The following is a 12,693-nucleotide window of genomic DNA, read 5'->3' as shown; positions in this document are numbered from 1 at the left end:
GAGCGTCCGCGGTCCGACACACGTCGATGGCCGCCATAGAAAGGCGTTGGCGGACGAGAGTTGAAACTCCTGGGCGGCACGGAAGAAAGGAGAAAGCGCCGTTGCAGCAATAACTGTCGCCGACTCATGCAGGGATGTATATGCATGCCGCAATCCTTAATCGGGGGCGCCGGTAAGGAGAGCCGGCCGAGTGGACTGAAAGCGCGGGCAAGTAGATTGGTCGCAACTTGAGCGGAGCGCGGTCGACCTAGCTAAGGATGTCCAACCAAGGCTTTCGATAGGGCTTTCCAGCGAGATGGATCGCAAACGACCTATGCCTCCCACCAGCTTGCGCTCTCTCGATCGGGCGTATTCACCGACTGAGGCACTCACGGCGCGTATACTTCGGCCAGCGCCAGCACGAAGGTTTTTTCATCGCGTTGGATACTGCTGATCTTAGTAGGTTCCCTCACGCATCGGGAGCAATACAAGAGCTGCTAGCGGCCAGACAGGCGGTGAAGGCGGGCGAGAACAGGAAGATCTACCATGAAAAGCTCAGTCAATCCGTTAGAGGTGTCACGCTTCCTTCAGCGGCATGAGCAAGCTGCTATTCGGAAAGGCATCAAGCTTTCAATTGGTTTCGACTTCCATGAATATGTCGCTATCACTGAGGCAACTCCGACAAAAGGAAAGACCTCTCCGGTTTTTCGGCCCGATCGCTCACCGATTAAGCCAGGCGAAGGATATTGGGTCGTCGGCTTCGACAAGAACAATGAGGTAGCCCTTGTGACGGCTGCGCGACTATATAATCTCTACGAGGGCAACCTTGCAGAACACCTCCAATCTCTCAGGTTCTTCTACGCAGACCCGACCAAACATGCACATCCACAGGACTCTTGTATCTGCAAGGCACCAAGCGCCGGAAAGATCACCGGGAAAGTTGCCTACCACGGTGACTTTTGGGTGCGGACAGATTTCCGGGGGCAGGGTATGGTAGCGGTCACAACAGGGATATTACTCGGTGCGTCTCTCGCGATGTGGATGCCTGATTTTACGTGTGCACTTGCGGCAAGGTGGACAGTCGATCGGCGGGTGTATGATTGTCCGCACTGCGAACCGGGTGGGTCGATACTGCGGCTAGTGACCGAGGGTATTGAAGATGACGATTGGCTTTTCTGGAGAACCGGCGAGGAGATGATAGAGCAAATCGATCGTCATAACAGAAGCGCGTGAGCCATGCCTTCATTGTTGTTGTGGCCAAGACGGGAGGGCTATCGATCGTTTCTCGCGTCATGAGCACCCTCGCGTCTCCTTAATTTAGTGCCACTCGATCTGTCCCTTCTGGCTGATGCACAGCCCGCTCATGCCGACTCCAATGTCGGATACGTACAGCTGTGGCCGCCGCGCTAAGCGTGATGACATCGACTTCACCCGCGAGGGGCCTTGCAGGGAGGTATCAGCGCTCGGCGCCTGCAATCGAAGTCGCCGACTACGGCCACAATGCAGGGAACCGTCGGCTGAGTTGCGTCTTCCCAAGGTAGTCGAGCACAACCAATGCCGGACTGTGTTGCTGTCGACCCCAACTTAAAGCACGAGATCGCCAATGCTTTACGCACGGACTTGTCGGCCCTCGCTATCCGGGCGGAAGATACGCGGACTCCCAAACTGCTGTGACCGGTCTTCGAGAATGGCACGTGTCGCATACGATCGCCGCCGGGTTCAAGGAATGGAGGAAAATCAGATAGTGTGCTTGACGAACACGTTTAACATAGATGGTCTGGCCATCGGCTTTGTTGGATTTATGCGGCATGGGCATTCGGCGCCGCACATGGCATCCCGCTAACGAGCTCAAATGAACTGGCGAAGGCCGCGCAACCCCCGTCTGGCGTCTCACATACAACAGGACTGCCAAACTGCAATGCCGTTACATCGTTATTGAGTGCTCAAACCATCAATGCCGCTTCCCTAGATGAGAGGAAATGCCTCTGCGTGTCCAGGTAGTGACCAATAGCACACAGATAAGCTTCTGGCGGGGCTCGCGCGGTGTATAGTCGAGACTATCTCAGCACATTTCGCTGGACAAGGGGCACCATGATCCGAACTGAACGTTCGGCTAGAGCAGATTGCGATCAAGTGAACCGTATCCTGCGTCGCCACCGCATTCTCAAGCGTATCGACCGATCTGGCGGCGGCTTTGCCAGGCTGGCGCCCCGGACTTCAAGGGCGGTTCGGACCGCGGCTCCTTAGATGCCGGCAGATTACCCATCACGACGATGTCGCCGGGGGCAGGGGGCTGCTAACATCTTGTTCGACATAGGCGAGGAAGCCGACCGGGTTCATAGGTCCGTCGAGCGTCATCGGCGCGGTGAGGGCGGTGCAGCGCAAAGCAGGTGAACGTCGTGGATAACCATGGTGACCGCGGCGCAGCAACGTTAGCAGCGTTTCGAACGATTGTCGAGCCACGCCATTTTGGTCGAGGCGCTCGTCTCGTCGATAAAGACCAGCATGTCGCGATCAAGCTGCGGTGCGAGTTCGCGCCAGCCAGGCGCGCCGCCGCAACATCCGGCCTATCCTGCTGGGCTACGCGCGCGTGTTTCAAACGTTGCGTCGCGCCGGTCGGCAAGAATAGATTTCGGTGCAAAACGGAGGCAACGATTCCGAGTTGAGTTATCGCGGCAAACTCAACCAACGTCATGTCCGGCTTGACCTCGACCGCGCTCATGATGGCATCATCATCGTCTTTAATGGCCGCCCTGCCGCTTGCCCTTTGTCGCCCCACTCTCGCGCCGGTTCCGGACAAACGGCGCTCCCAACTAAGATGCCGAACGGTTTCTCCAGCGCGGCGCGACGTCCCCCCTCGACTGCCATAACTGTCCTGATCTGCAAATCTTTTTGACAAAGACTTGGCCACGTGCGCTGGCCTCCTTACCTGGCACGAAGGTGAATCAGATTTGACGGCCACGGGAATCTCTCGCGAGTCAAGTCCGCAGGTTTTGCTTTAGCCTTTCATGATCATGGCCCGCCTGTTTTCAGCAACCGCGAGAGTTGCTTGGGACTCGGGGCTGTGCTCATCGGCCAGATCCAAAGTAAACGTACTTGTCAGGCGTGGGCCTGCTTGGTGTCGAGGTTCGAAGGCCCCCCGAGAGGCTTAGCAATCAAGTGAAAGGAGGGCTGACAAGCTGGACGAGCGGCGCAGCTTTTCATGACACTGTGGCTGGTTCGCATTTAGCTCGTATCTCCAATATTCGACGCCAGCCGACGGTGGTTGGGTTTGAGGATCGTAGACAAGAACGCGTGGTGACACAGCTAGGAAGCGGATTGGTCGAGCACCAGGAGGCGTGTCTCCTTGCCGCGAACCACGGTCTGAACAGAGACGCTACGCATATGTTTGCGATCATCTCTTCGTTGATCAAGGCTGAGTCGACTGCACTTAGCGTCAGATGTGCGAAGGGAGATCTGTTGTCTGTGTGTTTGCGTCTAAGGCCCAAGAGCTGGTTGAGATGTAAGCCTGATCGCCGACTCAAGGAGCCGTGCAGAATAAGTCTGAGCTCTCTGCTCAAATGCGCCCGACTAAATTGTTCATTTGTGGACATGTCCTGTTTGCCTTCGAACAAAAGCGGGGGCGGCAGCCAAGTGATTCCGTGAATTCCCCGGCACGCCGTCGACTCTCCACCTCGGCACAACAGGCCCGACTCTTGCTTAACGCATCCACAGTCGAGGCGTCTACCGAAGAGAACCTGATGAGCTTGTTCGATGCCATAAAGACTAGCGGTCGTTAACGCGGACATCCCGCTTTCCTCACGACCTGTTTTGCCGTTCGAGGGTGAAGTTGTTTTCGACGAAATCAATCTGAGGCAGATGAAATGCTTCAGTTCTCTCGAGTGATGTGATGGCGAAGGCAGGCTGTACCAGCCCTGCTCTCCCCACACGGAGACGACGCGACAAAACGTCGGCTGATCTGATGTCCAGGAGCAAGCTTACGGGATCATGCTGCTGCGATTCCGGCTGATGCAGTGGAAATGGAGGTCACTGAAGCTGCGCGCATGCTCGTCCAGCCTCCTACGTACGCATGGGCTGGCCACATAACCGCGTGCGTAATAGACGGAAATCGGATTCTTGAAAGCACATTCGGGCGCCGTGAGTCTCTCGATGAGCGATCTTCACTAGGATTCCGGTGCACTTGGAAGTTGAGCCAGAGGATACGATAGGCGCACTTGTCAGTTAAGTGGATTGTCGCCGGTAAGGTGCGCGTACAAGCCGCTCACGGCGGAGCAATCGCAGCGGGTGGCCTCACATCCGCTAATCTTGGGAGTTCAATCATGAGCTTGAAGTTCATTAGATTCGCTGGAGCGCCTCGCGAGCGCGGAAGGCAACATGGGGAGGTAATGCGATCGGAAATCGCAGAAAATGCGGAATTCTATCTAAAGCGGTTTTGTGCATACGGCACCGATCAGAAGACCGTCCAATCCGAAGCCGAGTCTTGGCTTTCCCTTCTGGAGAAGCTATCGCCGGAGTACGTCGACGAACTGCGAGGCGTCGCCGAAGCGGCCAATCGGTCTGTGGAAACAGTCACGATGCTCAATATCCGGCATGAAATTTGGCTTCGACTGATGGCTCGACGAGCTATTAGTCTGTCAAACTTAGTTCTCGATGGCTGCACCTCTGCTGGATTGATGCCCGAAGCGACGTCGCACGGCGCGGCAATGCTGGCGCAAACAATCGATGGGCAGGCGGCTGTTTGTGGCACTTTGTTTGTCGGAAAGATTCCGAGAGGCAAGACGGTATCTTGGCTCGGAATTTTCGAAGCTGGCTGCGTGGGTCCTACCGCCGGTCTAAATGAAGTAGGTATTGGTTTGGTCTGCAATAGCATGCTCACGGCCATTGATGGCAGGGGCCGGATGACCGCACCGTTTAAGCGGAGATCCCGCTCCATTCTCGAAGCACGAACATTCGATCGTGCCATAAGCGTCATTATCAGCACGGACCGTAACATCTCTATGAATTATCTGATCGGTCACGCCGAGGGTGAAGTGATCAGCATTGAAACCTCTCCTAACGCCAAACGGTATCTTTATCCTAAGAATGGAATAGTCACTCACGCAAATCACTTCGAGCCTGGAGGAGTCATCGCTTCAGAATGGGAGCGCTTTGTACCCGATAGCCCATTTCGATCCCGCAGGTTCGCCCGCCACCTCCGCTCAAAGCTCGGGGCCATCGATGTCGATCACATTTTGGCAGGTCTAAAAGACCACTTTTCCTATCCGGCATCGATTTGCTGTCATCCTGCTGAAGGGTCTTGGCCAAACAGTACTCTAGCGGCAGTCATTTTGGATCTGCAGCGGCTTACGCTGTTTGCCACCGACGGGCCGCCGTGCGGCGCGCCGCTACAGCGGTTTGAGTTTACGACTTAACCAAGAAGCTTTTCGACTAGCCCTCGTCTGGCATGTGGCCGGGAGGGAAGGGGCGCATACCGTGCTTGACACAAATTCCCGAGAGCACGCAATGCCCTTGCGGCTCTTCCTGCGGACTCGAGTGGGACCGCAACCGACAATACCAGTCGGTTGCGGCTCGATCCGGCCCAGGAGCGCGGTGGCGGTCACCGCCACGTTGGCTGCAGTATGCTCCTTCGGCCGTCGACCGTCATCAATGCTTGCTTAAGGTGTGAAGCGGCTACGATCGCTCTCGACGAGAAGATTGCATAGCGGAGCGTTGGTGCGGAATCCTCGCATTCTGAGTCCGACTAGCGAAAAATTCGAAGTCATGACCGGCAGGATCTCGCAGCTGGTCAGCGTTTGTGCATAGTCTGGATCACGATGTTCAGACGCATTTGCCTAGCGGGCATTCCGGCTGGCTCGATGCCCGATTCGATTAGAGACGTAGAAGACAATGCCGCCTAAATTCGCGATCCGGCGTACATTTGCCAGTGATCGCCAACGCAATCCCAAGTAAGCTAAATTTCGCCGGCGTCGGACTGGAAGTGATGTTCTGCGCCAAATCCTTAAAATTAACCGAATGTATGCGCGCCCCGGCCGGTACTTCGCGGATGTGGTGCTTCATAAGATGCCCAGCTGGCCGCCGATTCTAGCGCCGCTTGCGAACGATTGATCGAGCGGGTCGTCGTAGGCACAGCTTTCGCGCAATTTTGAAGGCGAGTGTACTGGCGTTGCGGGTAAAGGGCTTTTGTCATTCAGGACCGGACGCGTTCAAACGGAACGCGCGAGCGAGGCTCCGCTTCGGTATCCAGCCGGGAATGCCCCGCTGGCCGAGCCGCTCGCCAGTATTTCTGCGCCCTTCGTCGCTCTCGCAACCCGGTCGTCCATCAGTCGATGGACGGCGGAACAAACCGAACTTGCGATCGCGCGCGCAAGAACGCTCGGGCGCTGATGAGGCGGCCTGCCAGCAATAACGTTCCCGCTCGGTCGGATATCGTCGTCGAGCGCCTCGAAAAGAATGGCGCAGTCATCCACGCTACATCGAATACGCCAGAGTTCGGGCCGGGCGCCAACACCAACGCTCAACCGCTGGAACCCGTTGCGCTCTGCCGCCTGATCGTCCGGTGGAGCTGCGGTCGCCCTTGCCAGAAGCATGGCCTGGCTTGCGCATGGCTCGGATGTGGGGGGCGTTACGAAGTCCAGCAAACTTCTGCAGCCTGGTAGGCCCGCGGCCCAGCATTGGGCGGGTGGGCCCATACACCGAAAATCAAGCTCGACCGCAATTTCGGTATGCCGGGACCGATGGCACGCAACGTCGAAGATGTTGCCCTGATGTTGGATGCAATGAGCGGCGAGCATCCAGGCGACCCCTTGTCACTCCCTAAGCTGACTAAGTCCTTCCTTTCGACCGCGCGCTCTGGCAAAAAGCCAAAGCGAGTTGCCTATTCCCCCGATTTCGGCATCACGCCCGAGGACCCGCAAGTTGCGGCGATCACGCGCATGGCGGCCGCCCGGTTTGCAGAAGTGGGCGCAATCGTCGAAGAGGCTCATCCCGATTTTCGCGAAACTCATGAGTGCTTCCACGTGCTCCGCGCATTCGATTTCGCGGTCAGTAAAGCGGCTCTATTGCGCAGTAATCGCGATCTCCTGAAAGCCGACGTTATTTGGAACAAGGGCTGAATCTTACGATCGAGCAGATCGAGCGGGCCGAGGCGCAGCGCGTAGCGATGGCCGCGCGTGCTGTGGAGTTTTTTAAGGAATACGAGTTGCTCTTGTCACCCGCTACCATCGTCGAGCCGTTCGCGGTGCAAGACCGTTATGTCACAGAATGCGACGGCAAGAGGTTCAAGCACTATGTGGATTGGGTCGCGATCGCCTCTGCAATCACACTGGCGTGTTGTCCAGCGCTATCTCTGCCCTGCGGCTTCACCCGCTCTGGCCTGCCGGTCGGGTTGCAGATGGTCGCCGCGCCTCGCGCTGAGGGCCAGCTACTAGCCGGCGCCAAAATGCTGGAGGATATTTTGGGCGTGCGGGAAAACACACCTATCGACCCAAGGGCACCAACGTCAGGGCTGTCGTAGCAATCGTGGCCTTCTCGGTATCTGCCTCGGTGCGCCTTCCGATAGTCAACCGGCCGATCGAAATCCAGTGTCAGGCGTGACGGTTCGATACGCAAATCGAAATGACACTCACTGGCTAGCTACCGATAGCGGGGCGGCCGAAAGCAAGACGTACAACCCGCCCGGGCGAGAGCCAACTGGCGCTCGGCATTGCGGTCCCCGGTGAGCCTCGCTGGCGAAGGAGGCGATCTCGTTGCACAGAGAGCGCACTCATCCCAAGTACTACCATTCCTCGACCGAGCGCTGCCAGCGAAGCGAGTCATCGCGCATCTCCTGTTCTAAGCTCGGCTTCAAGATCCTGGAGTTCCCGGGGTCACCCAACGCGGCTGCGGGTCAAGCGCCGGCCGCCTTGCGGATATCCTTGAAATTTCGTAGGCCGTTCCGCGGCGCGTTGATCAAGACGGCCATATTTCCTGGCTTGTGCTGGTTCTTCCACATCCTTGTGTGGGCTCGGGCGATCTCCTCCCACGGGAAGACCTCGCTCATGCAGGGTTCGATGCGACGATCGACTACAAGGCGGTTCGCCGCACTGGCCTGTTTGAGATTGGCAAAATGCGATCCTTGGATTCGTTTCTGGCGCATCCAGACGTAGCGCGCGTCGAATGTAATATTGAGCCCTGTGGTGCCGCCGCAGAACACAACCATGCCACCGCGCTTAGCGATAATGGTTGAAACTGGAAATGTCTGCTCACCTGGATGCTCGAACACGATGTCGACGTCGCGCTTCCCCGAGATATCCCAGATTGCTCTACCAAACCGCCGAACCTCTTGGATCCAGGTTTTATATTGTGGCGAATCTATCGTGGGCATTGTACCCCAGCAGTTGAATTCTTTGCGGTTAATGACACCCTTGGCGCCCAGTGCCAGAACGTATTCGGCTTTACTGGCTTCGGAAATTATGCCAATCGCGTTAGCACCGGATGCGACGGCGAGTTGGACCGCGAACACTCCGAGTCCGCCCGACGCGCCCCACACCAGCACGTCGTCGCCTGCCTTGAGGACGTGGGGCACGTACCCGAACAGCATCCGGTATGCAGTTGCGAGGGTTAGTGTGTAACAGGCTGCTTCTTCCCAGGTCAGGTGCTCTGGTTTTGGCATCAACTGTCGTGATTGCACACGGCAGAACTGTGCGAACGAGCCGTCCGGGGTCTCATATCCCCAGATCCGCTGGGACGGCGAGAGGAGCGGTTCGCCCCCGTTGCAATCCTCGTCATCGCCGTCGTCCTGGTTGCAGTGAACGATGATCTCGTCACCGACCTTCCAGCGCCGCACCTTTGCTCCTACCGCCCACACAACCCCGGCCGCGTCCGACCCGGCAATATGATAATGGAATTTGTGCATGTCGAAGGGTGAGGTTGGCCTGCCTAACGCGGCCCAGATTCCGTTATAGTTGACGCCGGCGGCCGCCACGAAAACGAGTACCTCGTCGTCGGCAATCGGCCAGGTAGGCACGACCTCAACCAGAATTGAAGCCTCCGGCGGCCCGTGGCGCTCGCGACGTATAGCCCACGCGTACATGCGGTCGGGGACGTGCCCAAGCGGCGGAATCTCACCAACTTCGTAGAGTTGCTTCCGACAGGATGCTGGTGGTGCGTGAGCAATGGTTGACACAGGTGACACTCCTTCGCAATTGTTAGTCATGCTTCCTGCACAACACTGACCGGTCCTGCCTCCACACCATCGGCCTGACACCGACTGGCAAAAAAGTACCTGCACGGAATTCAAAGTCGCAACACGGGAGCGCTCGCGGCATGTGCCACCTCAATGAACGCAATGTCATTCCGCCTCTAAATACAGACGCGGCCGCCCTGGCGCACGCCGAGCTGATGCAGACCGCAAATGCGGCTGGCGCGATCAGCGGCATCAGGATGGCGCGCCGTCGTTCGCCGGAAATAACGCCTAGAAGGACTTGGGATGCTGCGTCCATCGTTTGTTTCTTTGAACTGAAAGCGCGAGATCAGCAGTTCAGATGAGTCTTTGAGAATTGGAGCCGGATTGAGGCGCGCACTACAGACTGCTCTCGTCATAGTGAACTCATTTCACCATGGCTAAAGAGATCTCAAAGTCCCACGATGTGTCATCCAGATAAACTACCCACCTTGACGCTTGACGCGCAGCGGAATGGTTTGCAGGTCGCTGCAGCTCCGCTGGCTTGGTAGTTGAAGGCGTTGCATGCTCGCTGTAACAGTCGCGCCGTGCTCATGCATCTTGCGCAGATAGGCCTGCACGTCGGTGCAATATGCAGCCCCATCATCAACAGCCAGTCGCGCTTCCTGACCCCCGAACGTATTTCGGAACCATTGGGTATCTGTGAGCGGTCTTCCGTTCAACTCGAGGCGCTGGAGCGGCGCATTACGCGATGGGAGGCCGGTCACGAAATAAACGGGCCTATCGGGCGACTCCGATGCAACGACGTTGTCGCGATTTGCAACCTAACGCTCAACAAACCGCAACCGTCGGATCGCTGCGCTTTGTTTAGGAAGCAGGGACACCGAGTAGGAGGCCCACTCAGACGGCGGAACGAGCGACGCTCATACCAATAACTATTAGCGAGTTCCGCTCGCCGGCGGTTGCGGTAGCGACCATCGTCGTGAAGGGCGGGGCACAACGCCGCGGGCCCGAAGCGCACGACGCGCGTCCGATGTCTGACATCGAACGAGACGGTTAGCTCCAAAGAGCCCGCCATGTTGAACCGCCGAGGCTATCTTGGTCGAATCAGGCGGGTATGTGCGTTGGTACTGCTGGCACGGTCGTTGCTAGTCACAAAGCAACGCTGTCTCAGGCTGCGTGCATGCAGACGGGCTCTCTCGTTCATTGAACTCGTGTCGCGTTTCTTTGGAACAAACGAGCTTGCACAAACAATCGCGCGAAGGTTTGGGAATAGCTTGGGAGAACAACGTGATCCTTCGTATGGAGCCGCCAGCTCCTCCGATCAGAGTGGAAAGCTGGGTACGTGGCGAGCTCCTCACCAACTTTAAGCTGGGTACGCTGTATGTTGTCAAATTGGGCGACTTGGTGCGGCAGATGTGGGGCGGAGATCCCCCATCTCGCGCAGCTGCAAGAGAAATACAACCATAGCGCAGTTGAGGTCATGCTGCAGCTTCCGAGCGAGGCTCAACGGCCGAGGAGGCGCAAACAAACTTGGACGCGTGATTGACCGAGAAAGGAAGCTGAATTTCGGATCGCGTTCGATTACGCCGTAAAAATGAAGAAGTGTTGGATGGCGCCCAGTTTTTCTATCACTATCCCCAACTCATTCGTGATCGACCGTGAAGGACACGTCGCCTTTATCGGTCACCCGATGCAACTTTATGACGTGTTCCCAAAAATCGTAAATGGCACTTGGCGCACCAGCGATGAAGCCAAAGCAGCGGATGCGGCGCGAATCGCTGAAGCAAAATCTAAAATGCGAGAGAAAGCCCGGATGCAAGCCTTCTGGGGCAAACTTGGGCCGGCGTCGAAGGCGCAGGATTCGTCGACGACGCTTTGGGCCGAAGGAGGGCGTCGCCGTGATGCTGGACGACGTCAACGTTCGGCTAGTGCACGCGGATCTGCTTCTGCACAAAATCCATGACGTGCACACCGGGTTACGCATTATGCCTCGATTCGTTCGCGACGCGATCGAAAAAGAATCCGAGGTGTGCGGCACTTTCATAAGAATGACGCGGATACGGAATTCGCCGTCGGAAGCGAGCGCAATGTGATGCCCAAGAAAAAGCAGAAGATCGATTTATCGGATCCCAATCTCTCGAGCCTTATCCTGCGGCTCGCCATTCCGGCTGTCGTTGGCTTATCGATCGTGGCGTTGCAGCAGGCCGTTAACGCGATCTTTGTTGGCGCACTTGGCGTGCAGGCGATCGCAGCTGTCAGCATGACCTTGCCGATCGTGCTCCTGCTAGCGGCGGTCGGAGAGGGGATCGGTGTTGGGACAGCGTCGTTCATATCTCGTCATCTGGGCGCTAGTGAGTACCTGGAGGCGAGTCGAGGGGCAAGTACTGCTCTCGCGCTCGCCGCTCCAATCGGTCTCGTCGTTACGGCCGCTCTGCTTCCAAGCCTACGAGGGATCTTCGCAACGCTCGGGGCAACTCCAACCATCATGCCCGTGGCGCTCGACTACGCGGTGATGCTTTTGTTCGGGTACACCGTGATGCTTCTAAACATCGTCAGCGGCTTCATCGTCAGAGCCGAAGGCAACACACGATTCAGCATGTGGACGATGATTACCGCATTCGTCCTGAATGCCGTGCTTGATCCGATCTTCATATTTTCAATGGACTTCGGCGTGCGAGGTGCAGCCCTCGCGACGCTGGTATCTCAGATCGCTGCTATTTGCCTCTATATCGCTTATTTTTCGAAGCTTGGCGGGATAGTTCTCGTCAGGATATCTCACATCTCTTTGGGAGCAACCCGCATCAAACAGCTCGCGTTGGTAGGGGCCCCGGCGACCATGACCAGTGTTTTATCTGCGATTGCCGTTATGCTCTTGTACGGAGCTGCCGCGCCGTTCGGAGACGAATCCATCGCGGCCGTGGGAATAGCTGCGCGAATCTTGACAATCGGCGCACTGCCTATCACCGGCTTCTGTATAGGCGCTCAAGCTGTCTTGGGTTTCGGTTGGGGCGCACGCGACTTTGCTCGTATACTGAAGACTGCGAAGTTCATGCTCTTGATGACTGTCGCTCTTTCCGTTACGTATTCTGCGGCCGTTGTGGTTTTTGCCCGGCCTTTGGTCAGGCTGTTCAGCGATAGCGATAAGGTCACAGAAATCGCCGTATCGACCTGCATTGTCTTTCATCTGTTTTTTGGAGTTTTTGGTGTTCAGAGTTTCGTGACGACGATGCTTCAGTCGTTCGGGAGAGCACGCCTCAGTGCGGTTGTCTCCTTAGCGAGGCAAGGCTATCTCTTCATACCGGCCATACTGTTATTTCCCGTCGTATCGGGTTTCAACGGACTGCTGGCCAGTCAGGCAATCGCTGAGTTGGGCGCCGGAATAATTGCACTGTTTGTCTTGTTACACGAGTTCTCTGAGCTCAGACGAGCGCTCCGGGACCTTCCGTCAAGAACGACCGAGGTCGCGGGTTGACCTGACTACTGATATCGTCGGAGCCGAGGCCATTAGGCCTACATAGCCGTAAGCTCCTTAACTCCAAGAAGAGGACGAG

At 56.9% G+C, this 12,693-nt stretch carries 6 protein-coding genes and 1 pseudogene; 6 read left to right on the top strand and 1 reads right to left on the bottom strand.

All coding sequences use genetic code 11. The features are described from left to right. The first annotated feature begins 525 nt into the window (after nucleotides 1-525). The 3 genes and pseudogenes from BcanWU425_RS32915 to BcanWU425_RS32900 form a co-directional block, all read left to right on the top strand. Nucleotides 526-1,212 (top strand): hypothetical protein, encoded by a 687-nt coding sequence (locus tag BcanWU425_RS32915; protein WP_231189216.1) that lies wholly within the window; start codon nucleotides 526-528, stop codon nucleotides 1,210-1,212. A gap of 3,086 nt (nucleotides 1,213-4,298) precedes the next feature. After that, a complete protein-coding gene (locus tag BcanWU425_RS32905; RefSeq protein WP_231189215.1) occupies nucleotides 4,299-5,390 on the top strand; it encodes a C45 family autoproteolytic acyltransferase/hydolase in 1,092 nt (363 codons plus the stop codon). 990 nt (nucleotides 5,391-6,380) lie between these two features. Next, nucleotides 6,381-7,492: pseudogene (locus BcanWU425_RS32900) on the top strand (amidase); the annotation flags it as partial. 372 nt (nucleotides 7,493-7,864) lie between these two features. Here the strand turns inward: BcanWU425_RS32900 and ccrA are convergent. After that, the gene (ccrA, locus tag BcanWU425_RS32895; protein ID WP_231189195.1) at nucleotides 7,865-9,142 is read right to left on the bottom strand and encodes a crotonyl-CoA carboxylase/reductase; all 1,278 of its coding nucleotides are present in this window, start codon (nucleotides 9,140-9,142) and stop codon (nucleotides 7,865-7,867) included. A gap of 140 nt (nucleotides 9,143-9,282) precedes the next feature. On the opposite strand from ccrA, the gene BcanWU425_RS32890 reads away from it, so the two are divergent. The 3 genes from BcanWU425_RS32890 (at nucleotide 9,283) to BcanWU425_RS32880 (ending at nucleotide 12,614) form a co-directional block, all read left to right on the top strand. After that, nucleotides 9,283-9,504 (top strand): hypothetical protein, encoded by a 222-nt coding sequence (locus BcanWU425_RS32890; RefSeq protein WP_231189192.1) that lies wholly within the window; start codon nucleotides 9,283-9,285, stop codon nucleotides 9,502-9,504. 1,247 nt (nucleotides 9,505-10,751) lie between these two features. Beyond that, on the top strand, nucleotides 10,752-11,105 hold the full coding sequence (locus BcanWU425_RS32885) for a hypothetical protein (protein WP_231189189.1): 354 nt from the start codon (nucleotides 10,752-10,754) through the stop codon (nucleotides 11,103-11,105). A 129-nt stretch (nucleotides 11,106-11,234) separates the two neighbouring features. Continuing rightward, nucleotides 11,235-12,614 carry an MATE family efflux transporter gene (locus tag BcanWU425_RS32880; RefSeq protein WP_231189186.1) on the top strand — a complete coding sequence of 460 codons (1,380 nt, stop codon included), beginning with the start codon at nucleotides 11,235-11,237 and terminating at the stop codon, nucleotides 12,612-12,614. The last annotated feature ends 79 nt before the right edge of the window (nucleotides 12,615-12,693 follow it).

The organism is Bradyrhizobium sp. WU425 (genome assembly GCF_021052305.1).
Taxonomy (GTDB): Bacteria; Pseudomonadota; Alphaproteobacteria; order Rhizobiales; family Xanthobacteraceae; genus Bradyrhizobium; species Bradyrhizobium canariense_D.
The sequence above is the reverse complement of the archived record's forward strand: the minus strand, read 5'-3'. Positions and strand labels throughout refer to the sequence as shown.

Coding starts and splice junctions, on each gene's coding strand:
- BcanWU425_RS32880 (WP_231189186.1), top strand. CDS start 11,235: ATGCCCAAGAAAAAGCAGAAGATCGATTTATCGGATCCCAATCTCTCG.
- BcanWU425_RS32915 (WP_231189216.1), top strand. CDS start 526: ATGAAAAGCTCAGTCAATCCGTTAGAGGTGTCACGCTTCCTTCAGCGG.
- BcanWU425_RS32890 (WP_231189192.1), top strand. CDS start 9,283: ATGTGCCACCTCAATGAACGCAATGTCATTCCGCCTCTAAATACAGAC.
- BcanWU425_RS32905 (WP_231189215.1), top strand. CDS start 4,299: ATGAGCTTGAAGTTCATTAGATTCGCTGGAGCGCCTCGCGAGCGCGGA.
- BcanWU425_RS32885 (WP_231189189.1), top strand. CDS start 10,752: ATGGCGCCCAGTTTTTCTATCACTATCCCCAACTCATTCGTGATCGAC.